Below are 25,390 nucleotides of genomic sequence, written 5' to 3' on the forward strand. Positions count from 1 at the left end.
GAGAGGTGGAAGAGGGGGAGTCGGCCGATAAGCCGGATTCTGTCGGTCCGTACGGACCGGGCGGTCATCCATCTGGGACCGTCGTTGCCGACGGCCTCGGTGCGGTCTACCCGCGGACTCGGGCGGGCCGCCCTCGAACATCCGCGCGGGAACCCCGGGGTTCCCTTTTTGACCTTGCTCCGGGTGGGGTTTACCGAGCCGACCGGATCACTCCGGCCGCTGGTGGTCTCTTACACCACCGTTTCACCCTTACCACCGCGAGCGGTGGCGGTCTGTTTTCTGTGGCACTGTCCCGCGGGTCACCCCGGGTCGGTGTTACCGACCACCCTGCCCTGTGGAGTCCGGACTTTCCTCGGAACCGCGCACCCGGCGCGGTCCGCGACCGCCTGGCCGACTCCCCTCCCCCGCGATTCTACGCCCTCGCGGGCCCCTTTCCTCCCCGCGTCACCGCCGTCTCAGGCCAGGTGGGCGGTGTCGTTGAGGGAGCGCACCACCATGGGGCCGTCGGCGAACACGTCCACCTCCGTCAGGCAGGCGGTGTCCAGGTGCATCCGGTACAGCGCCTCCAACGGGGCGAGCACGGCCTGCTGCACCATCACCTTGATGGGGGTCACGTGGGTGACCACCAGGACGGTGCGGCTCCGGTGGCGCTCGACCAGGGCGTCCCGGGCGGCACCGACCCGTGCGGCCGCCGCGGCGAAGCTCTCCCCGCCGGGCGGCCCCGTGTGGGGGTCGGCCAGCCAGCGGTCCACCTCGGCCGGGGCCGCGGCCCGGGCCTCGGCGAAGGTCATCCCCTCCCAGTCGCCGAAGTCGGTCTCGACGAACCCCTCGTCGATCTCGACCGGCAGCCCGAGCGCCTGGGCGGCGTGTGCGGCGGTGTCCCTGGTCCGCCGCAGCGGCGAGGACACCACCGCGTCGATCGGCCGCCCGGCCAGGCGGCGGGCCGCAGCCCGGGCCTGGGCGTGGCCCTCCTCGGTCAGCGGGATATCGCCCCGGCCCGCGAAGCGGCGCTCCACCGACAGGGGTGTCTGCCCGTGCCTGAGCAGGAGGAGCCGGGTGGGTTCGGTGTCGGCGGAGGCCCAGCCCGTGCTCACCGCGCGGCCGGGGCGTTCAGGCCCGACTCCTCGGTGCGCACCAGGATGCGGCGGCAGTCCTCGCAGCGCACGATCTCGTCCGCGGGGGTGGCCTTGATCTCGTTGAGCTCGACCGTGCTCAGGGCGAGCTTGCAGCCCCCGCAGCGGCCGTAGCGCAGCGGTGCCGCGGCCACGCCGTCGTACTGGGAGCGCAGCTTGTCGTAGAGGGCCAGCAGGTCGGCGGGAACGTCCTCCGCCACCCGCGCGCGGTCCTCGGTGACCCGGGCGCGGTCCCACTGGATCCCGGCGGCGGCCGTGTCCCGGCGGGCGACCACCTCGGTGTGCTCGGCCACGAGGCGCTCGCGCTCGGCGGCCAGCCGGGCGGCCTCGGCGCTGAGCTCCTCGGAGCGCTCCATCACCTCCAGGACGATCTCCTCCAGCTCGGCCTGGCGGCGGCCCAGCGAGGCGACCTCCGACTGCAGGTTCTGCAGCTCCTTGGCGTTGGTGATCTGTCCCGACTCCAGGCGTTTGGTGTCGCGCTCGGCCCGGGCGCGCACCTGGTCGACGTCGCTCTCGGCCTTGCGCTGCTGGCGCTCGACGTCGGAGACCCTGGTCTGGGCGGCGATCAGTTCGCCGTCGAGCTGGTCCACCCGCTCCTTGAGCCGGGCCGCCTCGGCGACCTCGGGCAGGTTCCGCGCGCGGTGGTCCAGGCGCTGGAGCTCGGTGTCCAGTGCCTGGAGGTCGAGCAGTCTGGCCTGTGCGGCGGGTTCGGCTTTCACGTGTGACGTCTCCTGGGGTGGCTGGGGAAGGCGAGTATGCCGTCCGCGCCCTACTCTGTGCAGTTGGTCGGTCCGCCCCGGACGGGGCGGCGCGGGCTCTCAGAGGTTCGGGACGGCCTGTGACCAGGCGTCCGTCACCGTCGTCGAAACGCGGATCTCCACGTTAGCCCCATCGGGGCCGGACGTGCTCCCGAGTTCCTCGGTCAGGTGGCGGGCTCCGTCGGCCAGCCAGGGCCACTCGCTGGCGAAGTGGGCGGTGTCGACGAGGGCGGGACCGCCCGGGTTCCCCATGAACTCCGAGGCCGGGTGGTGGCGCAGGTCGGAGGTGACGAAGACGTCCACGCCAGCGGCCCGGGCCGCACCGAGCAGGGAGTCGCCCGCGCCGCCGGACACCGCGACGGAGGTCACGAGGCGGTCGGGGTCCCCCGCCACGCGGATCCCGGCGGCGGTGGCGGGCAGCGCCGAGGCCACCTGCTGAGCGAACTCGCGCAGCAGGGTGGGCCGCTCCAGGGCGCCGATCCGGCCGATGCCGCGGCGGCCCTCGGGGTCGGTGGTGTCGGGGTCCAGGGGGCGCAGCGGCCCGGTCAGGCCCACCGCGCGGGCCAGGGCGTCGGAGACCCCCGGCGCGGCGGTGTCGGCGTTGGTGTGCGCGGTGTACAGGGCGGTCCCGGACCGGATGAGGCGGTGCACGATCCGCCCCTTGGGGGTGTTGGCGGCCACGCTGGTGACCCCGCGCAGCATGAGCGGGTGGTGGGTGATGATCAGGTCGGCGCCCCAGGTCAGGGCTTCGTCGACGACGGCGTCCACCGGGTCGACGGCGAACAGGATCCGCGCCACCGGTTGGACGGGGTCGCCCGCCACGAGGCCGACCGCGTCCCAGGAGGCGGCCCAGGCGGGCGGGTAGACCCGCTCGAAGGCGGCGGTGACGTCGGACAGTGCGGGGTGCGCGGTCTGGGTGTTCACGCCCCGACACTAGCGTTCCTCCGGTCCGTCGGCGAAGCGTTGCCCCGCCCGGCCCAGGAGGGCGCCCGCCTCCCGCAGGCGCACGGCGACCTCGGGCGGGGCCTCCAGGTCACCGGACACGCCCAGGGACAGAACCGCGGCCGTGTACTGGCAGACCAGGTCCAGGGAGTCGGCGCTGATCCGCACCCGGCAGCCGTGGGCGCCCCGCGGCTCGATCCGGCCCGGCAGGGGGCCGTAAAAACGGGCCCGCAGCTCCTCGGCGCCCGTCTCCAGGGTGGCGAGCACCGTGTACCGGTAGGTCCCCCCGGCGAAGAGGCGGGTGAGGAAGGCCGCCGGGTCGGGTTCGGGCAGCCTCCTCGGGGGGAACCGGCGGTGGGTGGCCCGGGGGTCGCGGACGCGGTCCACTCGGAGGGACCGCCAGTCGTCGCGGCCCTGGTCGTGCGCGATCAGGTACCAGTGCCCGCCGTGGAATACCAGGTGGTGCGGCTCCACCCGGCGTTCGCTGGCGTTGCCCGCCCGGTCTCGGTAGGCGAGGTCGGTGACCACGCGGCCCCGGCAGTGGGAGGCCAGCAGGCCAAGGACGGCGGGGTCCACACCGGAGGCCCGGTGGTGGGGCACCGCGGTGGCGCTGTCGGCGACGGCGGCCAGGCGCGGGCGCAGGCGCGCGGGCAGGAGGCGTTCGAGTTTGGCCAGGGCCCGCAGCGCGCTGTCCCCCAGCCCGGGGACCGTCACCAGGCCCAGGGCGATCGCGACGGCCTCATCGTCGTCCAACAGCAGCGGGGGCAGGCCGTGCCCAAAGCCGAGCCGGTAGCCGCCCGCCGTTCCCGGAGTTCCCTCCACCCGGTAGTCGAGTTCGCGGAGCCGCTCGACGTCGCGGCGCAGGGTGCGGGCGCTGACCCCGAGCCGCTCGGTGAGCTCGGCCCCGCTCCACTCGCGCCGGGAGTGCAGCAGCGACAGCAGGCGCAGCAGCCGTTGGGGCATACCCGCGCGGACGGAATCGCTCATGGGCGCAGACTGCCAGGGATCGCGGCCGTGGTGTGGCCGCATCGCCCCCTACGGTGGCGCCCATGAGCGAGAAGAACCACACGGCGCGTTCCCTGGCCCGCCACGTGAGCGGCCCGGTGTACGGGCCCGCGACCCCCGGCTACGACGAGGCGCGCACGGGGATGCAGCAGTTGGACCGGCACCGGCCCGACGCGGTGGTGGAGGCCGCCGACACCGGGGACGTGCGCGCCGCCGTGGCCTGGGCGGCCCGGCGGGGGGCGCGGGTGTCGGTCCAGCTCACCGGGCACGGGCTGGGCGCGGGCATGGAGGGCGGTGTCCTCGTCCTCACCCACCGCCTGGACGGGGTGCGGGTGGACCCCGCCCGGGGCACGGCGCGGGTGGAGGCCGGGGCCACCTGGCGGGCGGTGGTCGACGCGGCCGCCGAACACGGGCTGGCGCCCCTGTCGGGCAGCTCACCGGAGGTGGGTGCGGTGTCCTACACGCTCGGCGGCGGCGTGGGGCTGCTGGCCCGCCGGTACGGGTTCGCCGCCGACCACGTGCGGCGCGTCGACCTGGTCACGGCCGACGGCCGCCAGCGCGAGGTGACCGAGTCCGGCGACCCGGACCTGTTCTGGGCCCTGCGCGGCGGCGGGGCGGGGACGTTCGGGGTGGTCACCGCCATGGAGATCGACCTGTTCCCGGTCCCCCGGATCTACGGCGGAAGCCTCTACCTGGACCTGACCGCCGGACCCGGCGCCCTGGGGAAGTGGCTTCGGTGGACCGGGACGGTGCCCGAGGAGCTGACCTCGGGGGTGTCGGTGGTGGCCTACCCGGACGCGGACGGCCTGCCCGAGACGCTGCGCGGCCGACGGGTGGCCCAGGTGTCGGTGGCCTGGTCGGGGCCGCCCGAGGAGGGCCCGGCGGTCGTGGAACCGCTGCGTTCGGCGGCCCCGGTACTGTTCGACACCCTGCGCGAGATGCCCTACACCGACTCGGGCGAGGTCTTCGACGAGCACCACGACCGGGCGGGCTTCCGGGGCCGCGGCGTACTGGTCGACCGCCTGGACGGGGACTCCCTGGCCGCGCTGACCGCTCTGACGGACGCGGCGCCGTTCATGTGCGCGGTCTGGCTGCGCCACCTGGGCGGCGCCCTGGCCCGGGCGCCGCGGAGCGCCAACGCGGTCGGCCACCGGGACGCCGCCTACGCGCTGACGGTGCTCACCTTCGCCGGGTCCGAGGACACCGACGCGATGCGCGGCCTGCGCGAGGAGGCGGCGGCGCTGTTCGGAGCGCACACGGTCGGACGCCCGTTCAACCTGGGCTTCGGGCCGATGACGGAGGCCGAGGTGCGCGAGGCGTTCGACCCGGGTGCCCACGAACGGCTGGTCCGGCTCAGGGCGGAGTACGACCCGCACGGCGTGTTCCACTCCCACCGTCCGATCGGGCCGTGCTGAACGGGTCGGCGGGTTTTGGCCCGGTGGTGTGAGCACCGGCACGGACGGCCCGCTCCGGGGCGGGCCTAGGCTGGTCGGGCGATGAGGAACAACGAGCAGCAGCGCCCCGTGTCCCCGGTCGGCGCCCACGTCCCGGTCGCGGGCGGCATGGCCGCCAAGGGCCTGGCCTACGCCGAGGAGATCGGCGCCGAGACCGTCCAGGTGTTCGTGTCCAACCCGCGCGGGTGGGCGACCAACGGGGGAGACCCCGAACAGGACGCCCGGATGCGCGAGCGCACGGACCTGCCCGTGTTCGTCCACGCCCCCTACCTGATCAACCTGGGCACCCCCAGCGAGGAGACCGCGGACAAGTCGGTGCGCTCGCTGGAGCACGCGCTGCGCCGCGCGGCCCAGATCGGCGCGCGGGGCGTGGTGGTGCACACCGGTTCGGCCGTCTCGGGCGGGCGCGACCTCGGGCTCTCGCGTGTCCGGGAGCGGTTGATGCCTCTGTTGGAGGGGCTCGGCGAGGACGTGCCCCCGGTGCTGCTGGAGCCCATGGCCGGGCAGGGCCAGGTGCTGTGCGCGACCATCGACGACCTGGCCGCCTACCTGGAGGTGCTGGAGTGGCACCCCCGGGTGGGCGTGTGCCTGGACACCGCGCACATGTTCGCCGCCGGGCACGACATCTCCACCGTCGGGGGGATGCGCGCGGCCCTGGACCGCTTCGGCGAGGTGGTCGGCGCCGACCGGCTGCGGATCGTGCACTGCAACGACTCCAAGGCGCCGTGCGGCAGCTGCAGGGACCGGCACGAGAACATCGGCGCCGGGCACATCGGCGCCGAGCCGTTCGGGGAGCTGTTCCGGCACCCGGTGAGCGCCGGGGTGCCGCTCGTTTTGGAGACCCCGGGCCCGGCGGGGCCGCACGCCGCCGACGTGGCCGCGCTGAAGAGGCTGCGCGAGGGCTAGCTCACCGCTCCCCGTCCCGGGGGTCCTCCCGGTCGGCCTCGGCGAGTACGGGGAAGACGTCGGTGTGCACCTCGACGCTCTCGGTGCCCGGGTGGCTCTCGGCGGTCCGGTCCCGGAAGCGCTCGCTCCAGGAGCGCAGGAAGTCGTGGAGCGCTCCGGTGAACTCCGCCGTCTCCTCGGGGGTCATCCGCACATGGCCGGTGGAGTCGGCCGCGGCGTTCTCCCACCGCCGTACGGCGGGGTCGTCGGGACGCTCCCGGACCAGCGCGGTCCAGCGCTCCAGGCGCTCCCGCCTCTGCTGGAAGTGGCGGTCCAGGACGGCCCGGACGACCTGCCGGGTGGCGGGGTCGCGGAGGAACACCTGCCCTCGCATGTTCCAGCCCCCGGGGCGTACCCGCCACCAGCGCTCGCGCCCGCCCTCGCGCCCCGGCTCGTCGTCGATGAACCCGTACCGGGACAGCTGGCGCAGATGGTAGCTGGTGGCCCCGCTGCTCTCCCCGAGGCGCTGGCCCAGGAGGGTGGCGGTGGCCGGCCCGTGCAGCGTGAGCTCGTCCAGCAGCCGGGCCCGCAGGGGGTGGGCCAGCCCGCGCAGGGCCCGGGCGTCGACCAGCAGCTGTTGGGAGGCCTCGGGGACGGCGTGGTCGTCGGTCATGGCCCCACCGTACTGGGGCCTCCCCTCCGCCGACAGAGCACTGCAAAGATTCCTTGGCGCAGCGGGTCTCCCGGTCGCGGGGAGGGGTCAGCGCGGGGAGGCCGGGACGCGGTCGCACAGCCGGGCGCCCTCCGCGACGGCCCGGCGCAGGAGCAGGGCCGTGCACGTGACCAGCAGTCCGCCCGCGACGAAGGGCAGGGCCAGGTCGATCCGGCCCAGCAGGCCGCCCAGCAGGGCGCCCAGGGGGGCGGCTCCCCAGCCGACCGTGCGGAAGGCGGCCGAGGCACGGCCGCGCAGGCGGTCCGGGACCACCGTCTGCAGGAGCGGCGCGGCGGCGATGTTGGAGGCGGCCACGCACAGGCCCAGGACCGCCCAGAGCAGGGCGCCGAGGTAGGCGTTGGGCAGCACGCCGACCAGGACCAGGCACAGGCCCAGACCGGTGTAACCGCCCGTCGTCATCGCCGCGCGACCGGTCCGGGCCATGAGCCGTGACGCGCACACCGCGCCCAGCAGGCCGCCGACGGCGGAGGAGGCCAGGAAGAGCCCGAAGAGGGCGGGCGGCACGCCGAGGACGTGCTGGACGTGCAGGACCAGCACCGCGGTGCCCGTCTGGACGCCGGCCATGGTCGCGGCGTTGACGAGGGCGAGCCGACCCAGCAGGGGGTCGCCGAAGACGTAGCCGAAGCCCTCGCGCAGGGAGCGCAGCACCCCGGCCCGCGGCTCGGCGCCCGGATCGGGCTCCGGTACCGCCGCGCCCGGAGGGCGGCGGCGCAGGAGCGCCACGACGACGGCCACCAGCACGGCGCACAGGGCGTAGGACAGCGCCGCCCCGGCCACCGGAAGCACCGCCGCCACGGCGAAGAGCACCCCGGCCACGGGTCGGGCCGCGAAGTCCTGCGCGACCAGGCGCCCCGCCTCCGCCCTTCCGTTGGCGCGGTCCAGCAGCCGGGCCGGGACCAGGCGGACCACGCCGATCCGGCTGGCCGGATCGCTCACCGTCTCACAGCACACAACGGCGAACAGGGTCGCGTACAGGGACCACAGGGACGCGTGTCCGGTCAGGATCACCACCGTGAGCACTCCCACGGCGGTCGCGGCCACCGCGTTGGCGACGGCCATGGCGCGGAGGCGGTCCACCCGGTCGAGCAGCACGCCCGCGAGGGGGGCGACGAGCAGCCAGGGCAGGAAGCGAGCCGCCGCCAGCCCGGAGACGGCGAGGGGGTCGGAGGTCAGGGTGGCGGCGATCAGCGGCAGGGCGGTGGCGAGGGTGCCGTCGCCGAGGTTGGTGAGGGTCCCGGCCGCCCAGAAACGGGCGAAGGCCGAGCCGAGGCGTTCCCGGCTCGGTGGGACGGCGGGGGGTGCGGTGTCCATGGGGCCTCTCGGTGGGGGTCGGGGGCGGGAACGCCACCACACTAAGACAAAGTTTTCTTTGCAAAGCTTTCTCCGCAAAGATTTCTTTGAACACTCGGGACGAGGCGCTCCCCCGGCGCGTGCGCCCGCGCGACCGCCCCTGGCGACAGAACCGGAATCGGCGACAATGGGGACAGCCCCGAGAGCCCGGGGCGTGCCCCGGAGCGAGGAAGAAGGTGTCCACGGATGGATCCGGTCTCCATGGTCTTCGGAGCGGTGATCGCACTCGGCGGTTTCGTGTTCGGCCGCGTGCTCACCAAACGCCAGGCACGGGAGGCCCTCGAACGGCGGAGCAGACAGGAACAGGCCCGGGCCCTGGGCGCGCAGCAGAACCCGCAACCCCTCTGCGGCTGCGGCCACCACCTGGTCTTCCACGACCAGAAGACCAAGAAGTGCCAGACCCAGGTGGTCATCCCCGGCCGCTGGACCGGGCAGTCCGGCTCCACCTACCGCCAGTGCATGTGCCAGGGCTACCGGGGCCCGCTCCCCCTGGACGAGTACTACGCGCCCGACTACCTCAACGAGACCGACGGCTGACCCGGCACCGGGCGGGTCGTCCACAGGGGCTACCGCGGCACGCGCCCGTCCGCTTTCCTGGAGGAGGTGGCCGTCGCGCGCCCCGGCCCCGCCCCGGCGGGCCGGTGCGCGACCGGCCCCGCGGTGCGGCAAGCTGGGAGACGCGGTCCTCCCCGGAGGGCCCCGTCTCCCCGGCACCCGAACGTGCCCGCAACGAACAGCCAGAGAGTGGACGCCAACCAGTGACGACCCCCGTGACACCCACGATCGACCAGCGCATCGCCGAGGAACTCGGTGTGGGCGCGCACCAGGTCGCCTCCGCCGTCGACCTCCTCGACAGCGGATCGACCGTGCCCTTCATCGCCCGCTACCGCAAGGAGGCCACCGGCGGGCTGGACGACGCGCAGCTGCGCGCCCTGGAGGAGCGCCTGCGCTACCTGCGCGAGCTGGACGAACGCCGGGCCGCGATCCTGGAGTCGATCCGTTCCCAGGGCAAGCTAGACGAGGAGCTGGCGGCGCGTATCCGGGCCGCCGACTCCAAGGCCCGCCTGGAGGACATCTACCTCCCCTACAAGCCCAAGCGGCGCACCAAGGCCCAGATCGCCCGCGAGGCCGGGCTGGAACCGCTGGCCGAGGGGCTGCTGGCCGACCCCGGCCAGGACCCCGAGCGGACGGCGGCGGCCTACGTCGACCCCGACCGCGGGGTGGCCGACACCAAGGCCGCCCTGGACGGGGCCCGCGCCATCCTGGTGGAGCGCTTCGCCGAGGACGCCGACCTCACCGGCCTGCTGCGCGAGCGCCTGTGGGAGCGGGGCCGCCTGGTCTCGGCCGTGCGCGAGGGCAAGGAGGAGGCGGGTGCCAAGTTCGCCGACTACTTCGACTTCTCCGAACCCCTCACCCAGCTGCCCTCGCACCGCGTCCTGGCCCTGTACCGGGGTGAGAAGGAGGAGGTCCTCACCCTGAGCATGGAGCCGGGGGAGGCCCCCGCCGAGGACGCCGACGGCACCACCCCCCGCAGCACCTACGAGAACGCCATCGCCCACCACTTCGGTATCGTGGACCGCGGCCGCCCCGCCGACCGCTGGCTCCAGGACACCGTGCGCTGGGCCTGGCGCACCCGCATCCTGGTCCGGCTGGACATCGACGTGCGCATGCGGCTGTGGCAGCGGGCCGAGGACGACGGCGTCGCCGTGTTCGCGGCCAACCTGCGCGACCTGCTGCTGGCCGCCCCCGCCGGAAGCCGCGCCACACTCGGCCTGGACCCGGGGCTGCGCACCGGGGTCAAGGTCGCGGTCACCGACGCCACCGGCAAGGTCGTGGCCACCGACACGATCTACCCGCACGCTCCCCGCCGGGACTGGGACGGCTCCATCGACCGCCTGGCCCGGCTGTGCGCCGCCCACTCCGTGGAGCTGGTCGCCATCGGCAACGGCACCGCCTCCCGCGAGACCGACCGGCTCGCCGCCGACCTCATCAAACGCCACCCCGAGCTCGGCCTCACCAAGGTGATGGTCTCGGAGGCGGGCGCCTCGGTGTACTCCGCCTCGGCCTACGCCTCCGAGGAGCTGCCGGACCTGGACGTGTCGCTGCGCGGCGCCGTCTCCATCGCCCGCCGCCTGCAGGACCCGCTGGCCGAGCTGGTCAAGATCGACCCCAAGTCGATCGGCGTGGGCCAGTACCAACACGACCTGGCCGAGGCCAAGCTCTCGCGCTCGCTGGACGCCGTGGTCGAGGACTGCGTCAACGGCGTCGGCGTGGACGTCAACACCGCCTCGGTGCCGCTGCTGACCCGGGTGTCCGGCGTGACCTCCACCCTGGCCCGCAACATCGTGACGCACCGCGACGCCAACGGCCCCTTCCGCAGCCGCGAGGAGCTGCGATCGGTGCCGCGGCTGGGCCCCAAGGCCTTCGAGCAGTGCGCGGGCTTCCTGCGCGTGCCGGGCGGGGACGACCCGCTGGACGCCTCGGCCGTGCACCCCGAGGCCTACCCCGTGGTGCGCCGCATCCTGGAGCGGGTGGGCACCGACCTGCCCTCGCTCATCGGCAACAGGGACCTGCTCTCCCGGGTGCGCCCCCAGGAGTTCGTGGACGAGACCTTCGGCCTGCCCACGGTCACCGACATCCTCGCCGAGCTGGACAAGCCCGGCCGCGACCCGCGACCCGCCTTCACCACCGCCGCCTTCAAGGAGGGCGTGGAGAAGCTGCAGGACCTGGAGGCGGGCATGGTCCTGGAGGGCGTGGTCACCAACGTGGCGGCCTTCGGCGCGTTCGTGGACGTGGGCGTGCACCAGGACGGCCTGGTGCACGTCTCGGCGCTCTCGCACAAGTTCGTGGAGGACCCCCGCGACGTCGTCAAGCCGGGTGACATCGTCAAGGTCAAGGTCCAGGACGTCGATATCCAGCGCAAGCGCATCTCCCTGACCATGCGCCTGGACGACGAGACCCCGCGGGGCACCGACCGCGGCGGCCGGGGCGGCGAGCGCCGCGGCGGAAGCAGCGGTGGGAACGGACGCGGCGGCGGCAACGGGAACGGCAACGGACGCCGCGGCGGCGGTGGCCGGGGCCGGGACAACCGTGAGAACGCCGCCCCCTCGGGCGCCATGGCCGAGGCGCTGCGCCGCGCGGGCCTGGGCCGCTAGGCCGTACCCTTCGCGGGCCTCGCCCCGGTCCGTGTTCGGACGTCTCACGAAGCGCAAACCCCGGACGCCCGAACACCTCCCGACGGTTGGGGGCTCGGGCCCCGGACGCCCCCGGGGGCGGTGAACGGCCGCGGGGCCTCCCGTGCCGGTGCGGACCCAGGTGCCCGCACCGGGCCCCGCGCCGCCACGGCCGCCGGACTTCAGACGTGGCGGCGCGGGATCACCGAGGTGTAGATCTTCGTGGCCACACGCGTGTCCCCCTCGTAGGCGTCGAGCGTCGCGTGCAGGTGGAAGTCGGTCGCCGAGGACGTGAGCACCGTACGGGTCCGGGTCCGCACCGACCAGTCGCCCCGGGCGAAGCCCATCGTCCACTCCGTCTGGCCGCACACCGAGTCGTAGTCGTCGCCGACCTGGCTGTAGCACTCGTCCGCGCGCCGGGTCACCTCCAGTCCGATGTCCTCGAAGCGCACCGTCCCCAGGTCCTTGACCACCGTCAGCGCGGAGCGGTAGCGCACCAGGTCCTGGGCCAGGTCCCACCGCTCCTCCCCCGGTTCCACCCGGCTCGTCACGATCGGGGCGGTGCCCTCGGGCGGCCCGAAGGGCGCCACCGTCCTCCCCCCGTCCCCTTCCTCCCCGACCGGGCGCACCGGAAGCAGCACCCGGGTGTGCTCCCCCTGGAACACCGAGAGGACCACCGGCTCGGGCGAGGGCCACACCAGCGGCCAGTAGGAGGTGGAGACCGAGACCCGCATCCGGTGCCCGGGGGGGAACGCCTGCGCCACCCCGTTCAGGGGGACCGCCACCCGGTACCGGCGCCCGGGCACCAGCCTCTCCGGCCGCTCGTGGCTCCGGGCGTGGGTGAGGTTCAACAGCCCGTAGGTCACCCGGGTGGCCTGCCCCTCGGGGGTGACGTCGCACAGCCGCACCGCGACCATCGCGTCGGGCCGGTCCACGGCCAGTTCCAGCTCGACCACCACCGAGCCGAGGATCTCCACCCGCTCGGGCAGCGGAACACTGTCGAAGACGATCGATCCGCCGTCGTCCTCGCGCTGGTCGTAGGGCAGGTCCGGCGGGGCGTTGTAGGAGCACCACTTGCCCGCGTGCTGCCCGGTGGACAGCGGGGAGGACAGGGTCAGCACGTCCTCCCTGCCCGCGGGCTCGCCCTCCCCGAGCACCCGGCCGGCCGCCAGGTCCCGCGCGACGGTCACCACGTGGGGCGAGGGCCACTCCGGCTCGCCGACCCAGCGCCCCGGCCGGGCCTCGTAGGAGGTGGAGGGCCGCACGCTCTCCTGCATCCAGGCACGCAGGGCGGGGGCCGCCATCACGTCGTTGTCCACCCCCTTGAGCCAGCGGTCCCACCAGCGCACCACCTCCTGGAGGAAACCGATCGCGGGACCCGGCTGGCCCAGGTGCGGGTACTTGTGCGACCAGGGGCCCAGGAGCCCGAGACAGGGCACCCGGAGGCCCTCCAACAGGCGGAAGACCGAGTTGGAGTACCCGTCGGCCCACCCGCTCACCGCCATGACGGGCACCCGGACGGCGTCCAGGTCCCCGGCCACCGACCCGTGCCTCCAGTAGTCGTCCCGGTGCTGGTGCCGCAGCCAGGTGTCGAGCCACAGGCCGCTGTGCTCCAACCGTTCGTGCCACATCTGCCGCCACCGCTCACCGACCAGGTCCGGATCGGGCGGGCAGGAGTTGTAGGCGAACATCGTGGACGCCCAGGACAGGTTGTCCCCCAGCAGGCACCCGCCCATGTAGTGCACGTCGTCGGAGTAGCGGTCGTCGGTGGAACAGGCCGTCACGATCGCGCGCAGGCTCTCCGGCCTCCGCGCGGCCACCTGCAGCGCGTTGAACCCGCCCCAGGAGATGCCCATCATGCCGGTGCGGCCGTCGCACCAGGGCCGGTCGGCGAGCCAGGCGAGCACCTCCTCGGCGTCCAGGAGCTCGCGTTCCAGGTACTCGTCGGTGAGCACCCCCTCCGAGTCCCCGCTGCCGCGCAGATCCACCCGGGCGCACGCGTACCCGTGCCCGGCCATGTAGGGGTGGTGCACCGAGTCGCGCTGCGCCGTCAGGTCGCGCCTGCGGTACGGGATGAACTCCAGGACCGCCGGGACCGGCTCCTCCACGCTGCCCACCGGACGCCAGATCCGCGCGGCGAGGCGGACGCCGTCGCTGAGGGGGATCTGGGCGTACTCGTCCTCCCGGACCTCGTGCGGCAGCTCGCTGACCACCCTCATCCTCACCGGCCCCTCCCGTGCTCAGTCCTCCGTGTCGGTGTCCCGGATCGTGAAGGGCAGCTCCGCCGCGCAGGCCCGGTACCCGCGCTCGCACCCGGCGCGGTCCCGGGCGCCCACGAACACGTGGGCCAGCTCGAAGCTGTAGCTGTCCTGGATCGGCAGCTCGGAGAGCCTCCGCCCCGGGCGCGCGACGATCTCCACCCTCGTGTCCGGCACCCTGCCCTGCGCGCGGGCGACGTCCTCAGCGGTGGGCACCGACGAGACGAACCCGTCGCGGAAGCGGCGCAGGAACCACTTGGCGGCCACCGCGTACCGTCCGCCGCGGTCCAGCTCGGGCTCCTCCCCCAGCGCGACCCGCAGGCAGATCTCGTGGTTGGACACCCCCCGCACGAGCTCGAACAGCCGGGCGTGCGACTGGGAGTGCCGCGGATTGATCTCCAACAGCGCGATGGCGCCGCTGCGCGGGTCGTGGAAGTACTCGATGTTGAAGGTCACGTTGTCCAGGCCCACCCGGGAGACCACGCGTTCGCTGAGCGCGCCCAGACGCTCCCCGGCCTCCTCCGGCACCGTGGACGGGAACTCGTAGCGCAGGAAGCTCGACGTGCCCGGGTAGCGGTGGGAGTCCACGATCCCGTACACGTGCGGAACGCCGTCGCGGACGTAGCCCTCCACGGTCAGCTGGTCACCCGTGGCCTCCTCCTCCACCAGGGCCGCCACACCCCCGACCTCGGCGATCTCGGCGGGCAGCCGCACCCGGTCCATCACCCACTGGAAGGACGCGCCGATCCGCCCCGCCCCCGCCCTGATCCGGTCCATCGCCGTGCGGAACTCGGCGTCGTCGGCGGCCCGGTAGGCCAGTTCGGAGGAGAACGACTTCACCGGTTTGACCCACAGGGGATAGGACAGCCCCTCCGGTTTGTCCGTGGTGTCCAGACCGACCTCGGTGAACCTGGGGACGGCCTCGGGAGCGGCCGCCCGCTGCTCCAGGCGGCTCCAGTACTTGTGCTCGCACCGCACCACGGCCTCCAGCGGAGCGCAGGGCAGCCCCCGGTCCCGGCACAGCAGCGGCACCAGCGAGCTGACCGGGAAGTCCCAGAACCCGAGGATCGCGTCGACCGTGCCGGGGAAGGAGTCCAGCCTGTCGGTCGCCAGGGAGAGCAGGCCGGGCATGTCCACCTCCCGGTCCTGGCCGAGCTCGTCGAGGCCGAGCAGGGGGAGGAAGCGGTAGTCCCGGTCGTGGGGGAGGGAGAGCAGCACCTCGTGGTTCTGCTCGTCGAGCCCCAGCACGAAGACGTTCGTGGCCATCGCCCACCTCCGGGGGAGCGCCGGTGCCCGCCCCTACCTGTGAGGGTGCCCGCCGTCCGGGCCCGGGCCGACCGCTCCGGAGGGATTTCCCGAACCTTTGCCTCCGGGTCCGGGGTCCCTCCTCACCAGACCGGGCGCAGCGGGGCAGCTCCGCCCCCGCGCAGCGCCTGGAAGGCGAAGCCGTCGGGCCGCAGCTCCGCCTAGCCCTCGGCGCCGACTCCGCGGGTGAACTCGCCCAGCACGAGCTGGAAGGCCATGCCCAGGAGGAAGGTGAGTTCGGCGCGCTCCAGCGGCTCGTCCATGCCACCCATCCCGACACGCTCGAGTCAAGCGGCTTTACTCCACACGGGGCGCGGCCTCCCGGGGCCGCACCCCGCCCCGGGCCCGGGAACGCGCTACCGGGGGGCGATGGCCACCCCGGACCACAGGGCGCGCACGGGCGAGTCGTCCTCGGGGCGCAGCAGGTCCTCGGTGTTCCACACCCGGACCGGGGTGGCCTCGGCCGTCACCGCGGGCCAGCCGGGGTCCCCGGTGGCGGCGAAGTCGCGCCAGGCGGCGACCATGCGCTGGGACAGGGCGCGGTGCGCCTCGGTGGGCTCGCCGTCCAGGAGGAAGCGGCCGAAGTCGGTGTCCAGGTTGCCGAAGGCGAAGGGCAGGTCGAAGGCGTGGCAGGCGCCCAGCCGCCCGCCCAGCGCGGAGCTCTCCGCGGCCAGGCGGAAGAAGTGGGCGCGGCCCCCGGCGGCGGCGTGCGCCTCGGCGAAGCGCACGGTGTACTCGCAGAAGAGGGCGTCGCCCTGGATCGCGGCGTACAGTTCGCGCAGGGTGGCCCCGGGGTGCACCTCCCGGTAGGCGGTCACCGCCCCCTCGCCGAGCCCCAGCCGGGACGCGGTGACCTCCAGCGCGGCCTCGTCGTCGATCTCCACGCTCTGCCCCAGCTCGGTGAACAGCCGGTACTCGTGGGCGTTGTGGCCGGTGAGCAGGTCGACCGCGGAGGCCGCCCCTCCGGCGACGGCCTCCAGCGGGGCCTCGGGCAGCTCGGGACCGCCGACCACGGGGGCGAAGCAGGTCAGGGCCTTGGTGCGCACGCCCCCGGAGCCCGCGGCCGGCGCGGACAGCACGGCCTCGGTGGCCTCCAGGATCCGTTCGGGGGGCAGTTCGGCCAGGGCGCCCGCCTCCAGGGGGACCCCTGCGGCCTTGGCGATCCGCTCCGAGACCCGCAGCGCGGTGTCCGCGGTGAGCACGTCCCCGGGAACGCTGTGCGCGATCGCCCGCCGGAACAGCCCGTGGGCGTGCGGGGAGGCCATCAGGGCCACCACCGATCCGGCGCCGGCCGACTCGCCCGCGACGGTCACGTTGTCGGGGTCGCCGCCGAAGGCGGAGATGTTCTCGCGCACCCAGCGCAGGGCCGCGGCCTGGTCGAGCAGGCCGCGGTTGTCGGGGCGGCCGGGCACGTGGCCGAAGCCCTCGAAGCCCAGCCGGTAGTTGATCCCGACCACGACCAGGCCGCTCTCCGCCAGCCGGGTGCCCTCGTAGAGGCTCTCGGAGGCGGCGCCGACGAGGTAGGCGCCGCCGTGGATCCACACGAGGACGGGGGCCCGGTCGCCCTCGTGCGCGGCGGTCCACACGTTCAGGGACAGGCAGTCCAGGGGGGTCTGCGGGGTCCAGGGCGCGGCGCCGAGCATCAGGTTGCCCTGGGGGGCGGGCGGTCCGAAGGAGGTGCACTCGCGCACGCCGTCCCAGGCGGGGGCGGGCGCGGGGGCGGCGAAGCGGTGTTCCCCGAAGGGCGCGGCGGCGTAGGGGACGCCCCTGTAGACGGTGACCCCGCCGCTCTCGGAGCGCGGAGAGGCGGTGCCCCGCACCCGTCCGGACGTTGTCGTCACTGTGCGTTCGGCGTCCACGTGCGTCCTCCCCATCGGTTGGCGACACCCCCACCTAACAACGTTAGGTAATCGGGCGCAAGACCCCGATTTCCGCAGGACCCCCTTCGACGGGCGGGCGGGCCCCGCCGCGAACCGCAGGTTTCTGGCGAGTAACATACCATCCGGTCGGTAGGAATCCACGAAGAAAGGGTCGCCATGCGTGCCATCCAGATCACCGAGTTCGGCGGACCCGAGGTCCTCACCCCCACCGAACTGCCCGACCCCGAACCGGGCCCCGGCGAGGTCCTCGTCGACGTCACCCGCGCCGGGATCAACTTCGCCGACACCCACCAGGCGGAGAACAGCTACCTGGCCCCCGCCTCCCTGCCCCTGGTCCCCGGCATGGAGATCGCCGGGCGCACGCCGGACGGGCGCCGCGTCGTCGCCCTGACCACCAGCGGAGGCTACGCCGAGAAGGCCACCGCCGCCCCGGCCATGTCCTTCGACGTCCCCGACGGGGTCTCCGACGAGGACGCCCTGGCCATGATCGTGCAGGGGGCCACCGCCTGGGTGCTGCTGCGCAAGTCCGTGCGGATGGAGCCCGGCGAGTCGGTCGCGGTGCACGCCGCGGGCGGCGGCGTGGGCACGCTCGCCGTGCAGCTGGCCAAGCACTTCGGCGCCGGACGGGTGATCGCGGTGGCCAGCAGCGAGGACAAGCGCGCGCTGGCCCTGGAACTGGGCGCGGACGCCGTCGTGGACTCCGCCGCCCCCGACATGACCAAGGCCCTGGTGGAGGCCAACGGCGGCCAGCGGGTGGACGCCGTCCTGGACATGGTCGGCGGACGGGTGACCGACGAGAGCGTGCGCGCCCTGGCCCCGTTCGGCCGCCTGGCCTTCTACGGCATGGCCTCGCGCGAACGGCCCTCCGCGGTGCAGCCCGCCAACCTCATGCGCTTCTCCACCACCGTGGGCGGCATGTGGCTGCCGCACGTGTGGAGCCTGCCGGGGAACGTGATGGGCCAGGCGATGGACGAGCTGTTCGCCCTGGTGGCCGAGGGGCGCCTGCGGACGGTCCTGGGCGGGACCTACCCCCTGTTCGAGGCCGCCCGGGCGCACGAGGCGCTGCGCTCGCGCGGCACCGTCGGCAAGCTCACCCTGGACACCACTGTCTGACAAGTCGAAAGCGTCACCTTAACAACGTAGATCACATAAGTCCGATATACCGTCGGACACCAGTCGCCTCCCCCGCCGCCCGACGGACGGCTTGTCGCTCCCCGGGCGGGCCGGATGTTCGGCCTACTGTTACGGAGAGTGATGACGCGTTCGGGAAGGGGGGCCATGCGCGTTCCGGTCCTGCTGACCACCTCCGCGGTCCTGGCCTGGACCGCCCCGGCCGAGGCCCACGACGGCCCGGTCTGGGGGGACGAGGTGGTCGACCTCAACGTCGTCTCCGTGGACATCCACGTTCCCGGCGGCGTGGTCGTCGCGAACCGGGTGGACCGCTAGACGGCCGGGCCGGCGCCGGCCGGTGGTCGCGGGCGGCCGACGACCACCGACCGGTACGGCCGTCCGCGGCCTAGTCGCCGGAGGCCCGGTGGACCAGGTCGGCGTAGTCGGGGTGGCGCTCGATCCAGTTCCTGACGAAGGGGCACAGCGGCAGCACCGACCGCCCCCGCGAGCGGACGTCGTCCAGGGCGCCGCGCACCAGCGCACCGCCCAGCCCCCGCCCCTCGTGGGCGGGGTCGATCTCGGTGTGGGTGAAGGTGACCAGGTCGTCCGTACGCACGTAGGCGGCGAACCCGGCCGGTTCCTCCCCGATCCTGATCTCGTAGCGTCTGCGGTCGGGCACGTCGACCACCTCTGCGGTCATGGCATCCCCCGTTCCTGGTCGCGGCGGGCTCGCACCGCCGTTGTTCTGCTTCCCCTTCCCCCCTCCCCTTGCGGCACGCGCCCCGGGGACGTAGAGTCTCGAAAGCATACCGACCAGTCGGTTTAAGGAGAACGGAATGACATCCCGGTTCGGCGGCCGGACCGCCATCGTCACCGGTGCGAGCCGGGGCATCGGCCTGGCCATCGCCCAGCGGCTCGTGGACGAGGGCGCGCGCGTGTGCGTCACCGCGCGCAAGCCCGAGCCCCTGCAGGAGGCCGTCGAGGCCCTGGGCGGGCCCGAGCACGCCATCGGCGTACCCGGCCGGGCCGACGACCCCGAGCACCAGGACGCGGCGATCGCCGCGACGCTGGAGGCCTTCGGCAGCGTCGACATGTTCGTCAACAACACCGGGATCAACCCGGTCTACGGGCGCATGATCGACCTGGACCTGGACGCGGCGCGCAAGATCTTCGAGGTCAACGCGCTGTCCGCGATCTCGTGGACGCAGAGGGCCTACCGGGCCTGGATGGCCGAGCACGGCGGCGCCGTCGTCAACGTCTCCTCCGTGGCCGGGACCAAGCCCTCACCCGGCATCGGCTTCTACGGCGCCACCAAGGCCATGCTCATCCACGTCACCGAGGAACTGGCCGTGGAGCTGGGCCCGGGCATCCGCGTGAACGGCGTGGCCCCGGCCGTGGTCAAGACCCGGTTCGCCTCGGCGCTGTACGAGGGCCGCGAGGAGAAGGTCGCCGCGGCCTATCCCCTGGGCCGCCTGGGCGAGCCCGAGGACGTGGCGGGCGCGGTGGCCTTCCTGCTCTCGGACGACGCCTCGTGGATCACCGGCCGCACGCTGGTGCTGGACGGCGGCGTGACCCTGACCGGAGGTGTGTGACATGGACATGACCGACACCGGAGCGGTGGTGACCGGAGGCGGCAACGGCATCGGCGCCGCGATCGCGCGCAGACTCGCCGGAGCCGGGGCGCGCGTGGTGGTCAACGACCTCGACGCGGGCGCCGCGGAGGCCGTGGCCGCCGAGATCGGCGGGGTGGCCGTACCCGGCGACGCCGCCAGCGAGGCGGGCGTCACCGCGCTCGTGGCCGAGGCCGGGGCCCACCTGGGCGGCATCGACCTGTACGTGGCCAACGCGGGTGTGGGCGTGGGCGGCGGCCCCGAGGCCCCCGAGCCCGACTGGGACCTGGCCTGGCAGGTCAACGTGATGGCGCACGTGCGCGCCGCCCGCGAACTGGTCCCGGGCTGGCTGGAGCGCGGCCGGGGCCGCTTCCTGACCACCGTCTCGGCCGCGGGCCTGCTCACGATGCTGGGCAGCGCGCCGTACTCGGTGACCAAGCACGCCGCGCTCGCCTTCGGCGAGTGGATGGCGGCCACCTACGGCGACCGCGGGATCACCGTGCAGTGCGTGTGCCCGCTGGGCGTGCGCACGAACCTGCTGGAGAGCAGCGGCGAGACCGGGCAGGCCATCCTGGCCCCGGACGCGATCACCCCCGAGGAGGTCGCCGACGCGGTGATGGTCGGCCTGGCCGACGAGCGCTTCCTGATCCTGCCCCACCCCCAGGTCGCCGACTACTACGCGGCCCGGGCCACCGACACCGACCGCTGGCTGGCGGGCATGCGCCGCCTGCGGGCCAAGGTCTTCGAGGGGGAGGCGTGAGCGGACCGCGTTCCGAGGCCGAACTTCCGGGCCTGGACCTGGAGCGCCTGCGCGCCCACCTGGAGAAGGCCGCGCCCGGCCTGGCCTCCGGTCCGCTGAGCGGTCGGGTGGTGGCGGGCGGCAAGTCCAACCTGACGTACGTGGTCACCGACGGCACAGGCAGCTGGGTGGTGCGCCGGCCGCCGCTGGGCCACGTCCTGGCGACCGCGCACGACATGCCGCGCGAGTACCGGGTCATGACCGCGCTGTACGGGACGGACGTGCCCGTGCCCCGCACCCACCTGCTGTGCGAGGACCCCGAGGTGCTGGGCGCGCCGTTCTACGTCATGGAGTACGTGGAGGGCACCCCCTTCCGCACCCGCGACGAGATCGCCCCGCTGGGCGCCGAGGGCGTGCGCCGGGTGGCCGAGCAGCTGGTCACCACGCTGGGAGGGCTGCACGCGGTGGTGCCCGAGGAGGTCGGGCTGGGCGACTTCGGCCGCCCGGACGGGTTCCTGGAACGCCAGGTGCGCCGCTGGCGCAAGCAGCTGGACGCCTCCCGCAGCCGGGACATCCCCGGTATCGACGCCCTGCACGAACGGCTCGCCGCCACGCTGCCCGAGCAGTCCGCCCCCGGGATCGTGCACGGCGACTACCGCCTGGACAACGTGCTCGTCACCTCCGGGGGGCGCATCAGCGCGGTCCTGGACTGGGAGATGGCCACGCTCGGCGACCCCCTCGTCGACCTGGGCCTGATGCTGGTCTACCAGGGCCAGCCAGTGGGCCCGGGCGGGCCGCCCGCCACCTCCGCCGAGGGCTACCCCGCCCCGGAGGAGCTGGTGGGGATGTACGCCGCCGGGACCGGGCGCGACGTGTCCCGGCTGGGCTGGTACGTGGCCCTGGGCTGCTTCAAGCTCGCGGTGATCGCCGAGGGCATCTACTTCCGGCACAGCCGGGGACTGACAGTCGGCGCGGGTTTCGAGCGGGTCGGCGACATGGTCGCCCCGCTGGTGGAGCGCGCGCACACCATGCTCAAGGAGGACTGAGTGGACTTCTCCCACGACAAGGAGACCGAGGAGCTGCGCGAGCGGCTGCTGGCCTTCATGGACGAACACGTCTACCCCGCTGAGCCGGTGCTCCAGGAGCAGCTGGCCGCGCGCACCGAGCCCTGGACCACCGCCCCGGTCGTGCGCGAGCTCCAGGCCGAGGCGCGCAAGCGCGGCCTGTGGAACCTGTTCCTGGCGGGCCACCCCGAACACGGAGGCCTGCCCAACCTGCGCTACGCGCCGCTGGCCGAGATCACCGGGCGCAGCCCGCGGCTGGCTCCGATGGCGCTCAACTGCGCCGCGCCCGACACCGGGAACATGGAGGTGCTGACGATGTTCGGCACCCCCGAGCAGCGCGAGCGCTGGCTCAAGCCGCTGCTGAACGCCGAGATCCGCTCGGCCTTCGCGATGACCGAGCCCGCGGTGGCCTCCTCCGACGCCACCAACATCACCACCAGCATCGTCCGTGACGGCGACGAGTACGTGGTCAACGGGCGCAAGTGGTTCATCACCGGCGCGCTCAACCCCGAGTGCGCGGTCTTCATCGTGATGGGCAAGACCGACCCCGACGCCGAGCGGCACCGGCAGCAGAGCATGGTGCTGGTGCCGCGGGACACCCCCGGCGTGACGGTGTCCCGCGGCATGAAGGTGTACGGCTACGACGACAGCGACCACGGCGGCCACGCCGAGGTGGTGTTCGAGGACGTACGGGTGCCCGCGGACCACCTCGTCGGCGGCGAGGGCGAGGGGTTCGCCATAGCCCAGGCGCGGCTGGGTCCGGGCCGCATCCACCACTGCATGCGCGGCATCGGTATGGCCGAGCGGGCCCTGGAGATGACCTGCCGCCGGGTGCTGGACCGGGTGGCCTTCGGCCGCCCCCTGGCCGAGCAGGGCGTGGTGCGCGAGTGGATCGCCGAGGCGCGCGTGGCCATCGAGCAGCTGCGGCTGCTGGTGCTCAAGACCGCGTACCTGATGGACACGGTCGGCAACAAGGGCGCGCACACCGAGATCCAGGCGATCAAGATCGCCGCCCCCCGCACGGTGGAGTGGATCCTGGACAAGGCCATCCAGGCGCACGGCGCGGCCGGGGTGAGCCAGGACCTGCCGCTGGCCGGGTGGCTGGCGGGCGCGCGGTCGCTGCGCCTGGCCGACGGTCCCGACGAGGTGCACCTGCGCTCGCTGGGCCGGGCGGAGCTGCGCAAGTACCGGTAGGGCGGGCGCCGCCGCGCGGGTCGCGCTCCGGACGGAGCGCGACCCGCGCGGTGTCTCAGGAGGTGGGGCGCAGACCCGCCACGAGCAGGTCGGCGAAGTAGCGGCCCACGTCCTCGCCGCTGAGCGGGCCGCCGGGGCGGTACCAGGTGCTCAGGTGGTGCACCGAGCCGAAGAAGTAGTTGACCACCAGGTCGGCCGGGACGTCGTCGCGGAAGACCCCCTCGCGCTGGCCCTGGAGCACCATGTCGCGGAAGATCTCGTGGTAGCGGCGCCGCTCGGCGCGCACGGCGCGCTGCTTGTCCTCGCTGAGCTGGTGGATGGAGCGGAAGAAGATGACGCTGTCGTCCAGGTTGGCGATGCTGGTGACGATGACGTCGGCCGCGGCGGCGTGCACCCGCTCGGCCACCGGCGCGTCCCGGGAGGCGATGCGCACGAGGTGCTCGGTCTGCATACGCAGCACGCGCGCGTAGATCTCGTAGAGCAGGTCGTCCTTGGAGCCGAAGTAGTGGTACATCGCGCCCTTGGTGACGCCCGCGGCGGCCACGACCTCCTGCACGGAGGTGCCCTCGTAACCGCGTTCGGCGAACAGGCGGGTGGCCGCCCCCAGGAGGCGCTCGGGCACGGACCTGTTCTCGGTGTCTCCCTCGACCGTCTGCTGTGCTCGCGCCATGTCCTGTCCCACCTCGTGCCCCGTCGTCCCGGAAATACCGGCCGAGACAGCATACCGACCGGCCAGTACCCGCCGCGCACACAGGACACGCGCCCCGCACGTCACACCGCGTTCACCTCGACCGTGCGCCCGTCGGGATCGGTGAGCAGGTGGCGCCCGGGCTCCAGGGGAGGTGCGGCCCGGCGGCCCTCGACCGCCAACCCCAGGCGTACCCGCCCCGTGGCCCTGTCGGCGGCGGACGGGTAGATCTCGAACACCACTCCGCCGGGCAGCTCCGCCGCGTGGTGCTCGGGACCGCGTCCGTGCCGCTCCGGGACGAACTCCAGTCCCAGGGCGGCGTAGAAGTCCCGGCACTCCCGGAGCCGGGCCGTGTACAGGACCAGGAGCGCGGCCCGGGGAAGCGGCGGTTCCCCGGGCTCGGCGGCCAGGAGGACCCCGCGGGCGCGGGCGTACTTGGCGCGCAGCCGTTCGGCCTGTTCGGCGGGCAGCGCGGCCAGACGGGCCGGATCCGCGTTGTGCGCGGTGTCGGCGAGCTTGACCAGCCTGCCCAGGGGGTCGGCGGCGGCGCGGCGGACGAGGGCCTCGTAGGGCTCCCCCTCACGCCGGGTCACCGACTCCACGGCGCGCACGACGCGGGACGGGCATCCCCGGGCCCGCAGGTCCCCGGCGGTGAGCGGGGTGTCCTCCAGCGCGTCGTGCAGCACCCCGGCCAACTGCGCGTGCTCCCCGTGCGGGGCCAGCAGGTCGCGCACCGCGAACACGTGCTCGGTGTAGGGCCGGCCGGCCCGGTCCACCTGCCCGGCGTGGGCCTCCTCGGCCAACCGCGAGGCCTGTTCCAGCGTCATCTCCGCCATCGGACCACCTCTCGTCCCGACGACCGTACCGGGGCCGGTACCGGCGGCCCGCGCGGTGGGGCCCGCCGCCACCATGCCCCTGGAGGAGGACGGCGAGCCAGGCCGTACGACGGCATGTCCGGCAGCACACGGAGTTGTCCCACGACACCAGCGCGGACCTCGGATCTCCTCAACCAGCGGGTTCAAGGGCTGGAGGGGTGAGTACGGTGGCCGGCCAGAACCGCGTCGAGACGGGGCCCTGATGGCGGTCGCTCCGCCGCCGGGTCCCCCAGGCACCCGCCTGCCCCAACGCCGGACTCACCCGGGGTCACGCCTCCCCCGGCCTCCGGGCCGACCGGGAACGCGGCCGGTCCGCCCTGAGGCGGACCACCGGACCGAGGGACCGCTAGCGCGGCGCGCGCTCGTGCGGGATGACCAGGGGCGTGCGGGTGCGGGGATCGGGGACCACGTCGCAGGCCAGGCCGAAGACCTCCTCCACCAGGGGCGCGGTCACCACCTCCTCGGGAGGGCCGTCGCCGACCACCCTGCCGCCCTCCATGAGGACCAGGCGGGTGGCGAACCGGGCCGCCTGGGCGAGGTCGTGCAGGACCGCGACCACCGTGCGCCCCTGGCGGTGCAGCTCGGCGAACAGCTCCAGCAGGTCGTACTGGTGGGCGATGTCCAGGTAGGTGGTGGGCTCGTCCAGCAGCAGGATCCCGGTGTCCTGGGCCAGGACCATCGCCACCCAGGCCCGCTGGCGCTGCCCACCCGAGAGCGATCCCACCTGGGTGTCGGCCAGCTCGGTGAGGCCGGTGAGCTCCAGGGCCCGGCGGATGGCCGTCTCGTCCCGCGGGCTCCACTGGCGCAGCAGCGTGTGGTGCGGGAACCGGCCGCGTCCGGCCAGCGCCCGCACGGTGATGCCCTCGGGGGCGGCCGGGCTCTGCGGGAGCAGGGCCATCTGGCGGGCGACCGCCTTGCCGCCCTGCCTGCGCAGGTCCCGGCCGTGCAGCAGGACCTGGCCGGACAGCGGCCGGTTCACCCTCCCCAGCGCCTTGAGCAGGGTGGACTTGCCGCACCCGTTGGGGCCGACGATGACGGTGAACTCCCCGCCCCCGATCTCCAGGTCCAGGTCGCTCACGACCGGTTGGGCCCCGTACCCCAGGGTTACGACGTGGTGCGCGATTGAGGTTGGGGCGTGCTGGCCCAGCGAGTCGGCTGGTGGGTGATTACCGCATAGCTGTGCGGTCGGAGACCAGGCCGGCGATGGCCAGGTGGGTTTCGTCGTAGTACTCGC

General features: G+C 74.0%; 23 protein-coding genes and 1 other RNA gene. 10 read left to right on the top strand and 14 right to left on the bottom strand.

The genetic code is table 11. The annotated features are described in order from the left end of the window. Positions 1-12: 12 nt before the first annotated feature. The 5 genes from rnpB to FYW95_RS07930 form a co-directional block, all read right to left on the bottom strand. An RNA gene (rnpB, locus tag FYW95_RS07910) (RNase P RNA component class A) lies at positions 13-398 on the bottom strand. 57 nt (positions 399-455) lie between these two features. Then, positions 456-1,094, bottom strand: a complete 639-nt coding sequence (locus tag FYW95_RS07915) for a histidine phosphatase family protein (protein WP_159945496.1) — start codon at positions 1,092-1,094, stop codon at positions 456-458. Then, positions 1,091-1,852 carry a zinc ribbon domain-containing protein gene (locus FYW95_RS07920; RefSeq protein ID WP_159945495.1) on the bottom strand — a complete coding sequence of 254 codons (762 nt, stop codon included), beginning with the start codon at positions 1,850-1,852 and terminating at the stop codon, positions 1,091-1,093. Before FYW95_RS07920 ends, FYW95_RS07915 begins: the two co-directional genes overlap by 4 nt. Positions 1,853-1,951: 99 nt before the next feature. Further along, positions 1,952-2,815, bottom strand: coding sequence for a Nif3-like dinuclear metal center hexameric protein (locus tag FYW95_RS07925; RefSeq protein WP_159945494.1), 864 nt, complete (start codon positions 2,813-2,815; stop codon positions 1,952-1,954). 9 nt (positions 2,816-2,824) lie between these two features. Further along, the gene (locus FYW95_RS07930) at positions 2,825-3,820 is read right to left on the bottom strand and encodes a helix-turn-helix transcriptional regulator (protein WP_236568123.1); all 996 of its coding nucleotides are present in this window, start codon (positions 3,818-3,820) and stop codon (positions 2,825-2,827) included. A gap of 62 nt (positions 3,821-3,882) precedes the next feature. Here FYW95_RS07930 and FYW95_RS07935 point away from each other — a divergent pair, with 62 nt between their 5' ends. Continuing rightward, positions 3,883-5,253 carry an FAD-binding oxidoreductase gene (locus FYW95_RS07935; protein WP_159945493.1) on the top strand — a complete coding sequence of 457 codons (1,371 nt, stop codon included), beginning with the start codon at positions 3,883-3,885 and terminating at the stop codon, positions 5,251-5,253. Positions 5,254-5,334: 81 nt separating this feature from the next. Further along, the gene (locus FYW95_RS07940) at positions 5,335-6,198 is read left to right on the top strand and encodes a deoxyribonuclease IV (protein WP_159945492.1); all 864 of its coding nucleotides are present in this window, start codon (positions 5,335-5,337) and stop codon (positions 6,196-6,198) included. A gap of 1 nt (position 6,199) precedes the next feature. Here the strand turns inward: FYW95_RS07940 and FYW95_RS07945 are convergent, their stop codons facing one another. Both FYW95_RS07945 and FYW95_RS07950 read right to left on the bottom strand, forming a co-directional pair. After that, positions 6,200-6,850 (bottom strand): winged helix-turn-helix domain-containing protein, encoded by a 651-nt coding sequence (locus tag FYW95_RS07945; protein ID WP_160050223.1) that lies wholly within the window; start codon positions 6,848-6,850, stop codon positions 6,200-6,202. An 87-nt stretch (positions 6,851-6,937) separates the two neighbouring features. Further along, positions 6,938-8,221: an MFS transporter gene (locus tag FYW95_RS07950; RefSeq protein ID WP_159945490.1), complete on the bottom strand. Its 1,284-nt coding sequence runs from the start codon at positions 8,219-8,221 to the stop codon at positions 6,938-6,940. A 225-nt stretch (positions 8,222-8,446) separates the two neighbouring features. Here FYW95_RS07950 and FYW95_RS07955 point away from each other — a divergent pair, with 225 nt between their 5' ends. Both FYW95_RS07955 and FYW95_RS07960 read left to right on the top strand, forming a co-directional pair. Beyond that, the gene (locus FYW95_RS07955; RefSeq protein ID WP_160050224.1) at positions 8,447-8,797 is read left to right on the top strand and encodes a hypothetical protein; all 351 of its coding nucleotides are present in this window, start codon (positions 8,447-8,449) and stop codon (positions 8,795-8,797) included. A gap of 233 nt (positions 8,798-9,030) precedes the next feature. Further along, on the top strand, positions 9,031-11,415 hold the full coding sequence (locus FYW95_RS07960; RefSeq protein ID WP_201294753.1) for a Tex family protein: 2,385 nt from the start codon (positions 9,031-9,033) through the stop codon (positions 11,413-11,415). A gap of 200 nt (positions 11,416-11,615) precedes the next feature. Here the strand turns inward: FYW95_RS07960 and FYW95_RS07965 are convergent, their stop codons facing one another. From FYW95_RS07965 to FYW95_RS07980, 3 genes are all read right to left on the bottom strand, one after another. Beyond that, the gene (locus FYW95_RS07965) at positions 11,616-13,652 is read right to left on the bottom strand and encodes a CocE/NonD family hydrolase (RefSeq protein ID WP_159945487.1); all 2,037 of its coding nucleotides are present in this window, start codon (positions 13,650-13,652) and stop codon (positions 11,616-11,618) included. Positions 13,653-13,673: 21 nt separating this feature from the next. Next, complete coding sequence (locus FYW95_RS07970) at positions 13,674-14,957, bottom strand: ATP-grasp domain-containing protein (protein WP_159945486.1); 1,284 nt, start codon at positions 14,955-14,957, stop codon at positions 13,674-13,676. Positions 14,958-15,352: 395 nt separating this feature from the next. Further along, positions 15,353-16,855 (bottom strand): carboxylesterase/lipase family protein, encoded by a 1,503-nt coding sequence (locus tag FYW95_RS07980; RefSeq protein ID WP_159945485.1) that lies wholly within the window; start codon positions 16,853-16,855, stop codon positions 15,353-15,355. A 177-nt stretch (positions 16,856-17,032) separates the two neighbouring features. Between FYW95_RS07980 and FYW95_RS07985 the strand changes: the two genes are divergently transcribed. Both FYW95_RS07985 and FYW95_RS07990 read left to right on the top strand, forming a co-directional pair. Then, positions 17,033-17,989, top strand: a complete 957-nt coding sequence (locus FYW95_RS07985; RefSeq protein ID WP_159945484.1) for a quinone oxidoreductase family protein — start codon at positions 17,033-17,035, stop codon at positions 17,987-17,989. A gap of 165 nt (positions 17,990-18,154) precedes the next feature. Then, complete coding sequence (locus FYW95_RS07990; protein WP_159945483.1) at positions 18,155-18,322, top strand: hypothetical protein; 168 nt, start codon at positions 18,155-18,157, stop codon at positions 18,320-18,322. Between the two features lie 70 nt (positions 18,323-18,392). On the opposite strand, the gene FYW95_RS07995 is transcribed toward FYW95_RS07990, so the two are convergent. Continuing rightward, complete coding sequence (locus tag FYW95_RS07995; protein WP_159945482.1) at positions 18,393-18,686, bottom strand: GNAT family N-acetyltransferase; 294 nt, start codon at positions 18,684-18,686, stop codon at positions 18,393-18,395. 136 nt (positions 18,687-18,822) lie between these two features. On the opposite strand from FYW95_RS07995, the gene FYW95_RS08000 reads away from it, so the two are divergent. The 4 genes from FYW95_RS08000 to FYW95_RS08015 are packed head-to-tail and all read left to right on the top strand — an operon-like array spanning position 18,823 to position 22,593. Continuing rightward, positions 18,823-19,578, top strand: coding sequence for an SDR family oxidoreductase (locus FYW95_RS08000; protein WP_159945481.1), 756 nt, complete (start codon positions 18,823-18,825; stop codon positions 19,576-19,578). A 1-nt stretch (position 19,579) separates the two neighbouring features. Next, complete coding sequence (locus FYW95_RS08005; protein WP_159945480.1) at positions 19,580-20,356, top strand: SDR family oxidoreductase; 777 nt, start codon at positions 19,580-19,582, stop codon at positions 20,354-20,356. Continuing rightward, entirely contained in the window at positions 20,353-21,381 is a 1,029-nt protein-coding gene (locus tag FYW95_RS08010; protein ID WP_159945479.1) for a phosphotransferase family protein, read from the top strand. Before FYW95_RS08005 ends, FYW95_RS08010 begins: the two co-directional genes overlap by 4 nt. Then, positions 21,382-22,593 carry an acyl-CoA dehydrogenase family protein gene (locus FYW95_RS08015; protein WP_159945478.1) on the top strand — a complete coding sequence of 404 codons (1,212 nt, stop codon included), beginning with the start codon at positions 21,382-21,384 and terminating at the stop codon, positions 22,591-22,593. It begins immediately after the preceding gene. Positions 22,594-22,648: 55 nt separating this feature from the next. On the opposite strand, the gene FYW95_RS08020 is transcribed toward FYW95_RS08015, so the two are convergent. The 3 genes from FYW95_RS08020 to FYW95_RS08030 all read right to left on the bottom strand — a co-directional run bounded on the left by FYW95_RS08020 (position 22,649) and on the right by FYW95_RS08030 (position 25,303). After that, positions 22,649-23,263: a TetR/AcrR family transcriptional regulator gene (locus FYW95_RS08020; protein ID WP_159945477.1), complete on the bottom strand. Its 615-nt coding sequence runs from the start codon at positions 23,261-23,263 to the stop codon at positions 22,649-22,651. Positions 23,264-23,364: 101 nt separating this feature from the next. Further along, on the bottom strand, positions 23,365-24,117 hold the full coding sequence (locus FYW95_RS28855; protein WP_370462447.1) for an HD domain-containing protein: 753 nt from the start codon (positions 24,115-24,117) through the stop codon (positions 23,365-23,367). Between the two features lie 385 nt (positions 24,118-24,502). After that, positions 24,503-25,303: an ABC transporter ATP-binding protein gene (locus FYW95_RS08030; RefSeq protein WP_160050231.1), complete on the bottom strand. Its 801-nt coding sequence runs from the start codon at positions 25,301-25,303 to the stop codon at positions 24,503-24,505. Positions 25,304-25,390 lie beyond the last annotated feature (87 nt).

It is taken from the genome of Nocardiopsis sp. FR4, from assembly GCF_009830945.1.
Taxonomy (GTDB): Bacteria; Actinomycetota; Actinomycetes; order Streptosporangiales; family Streptosporangiaceae; genus Nocardiopsis.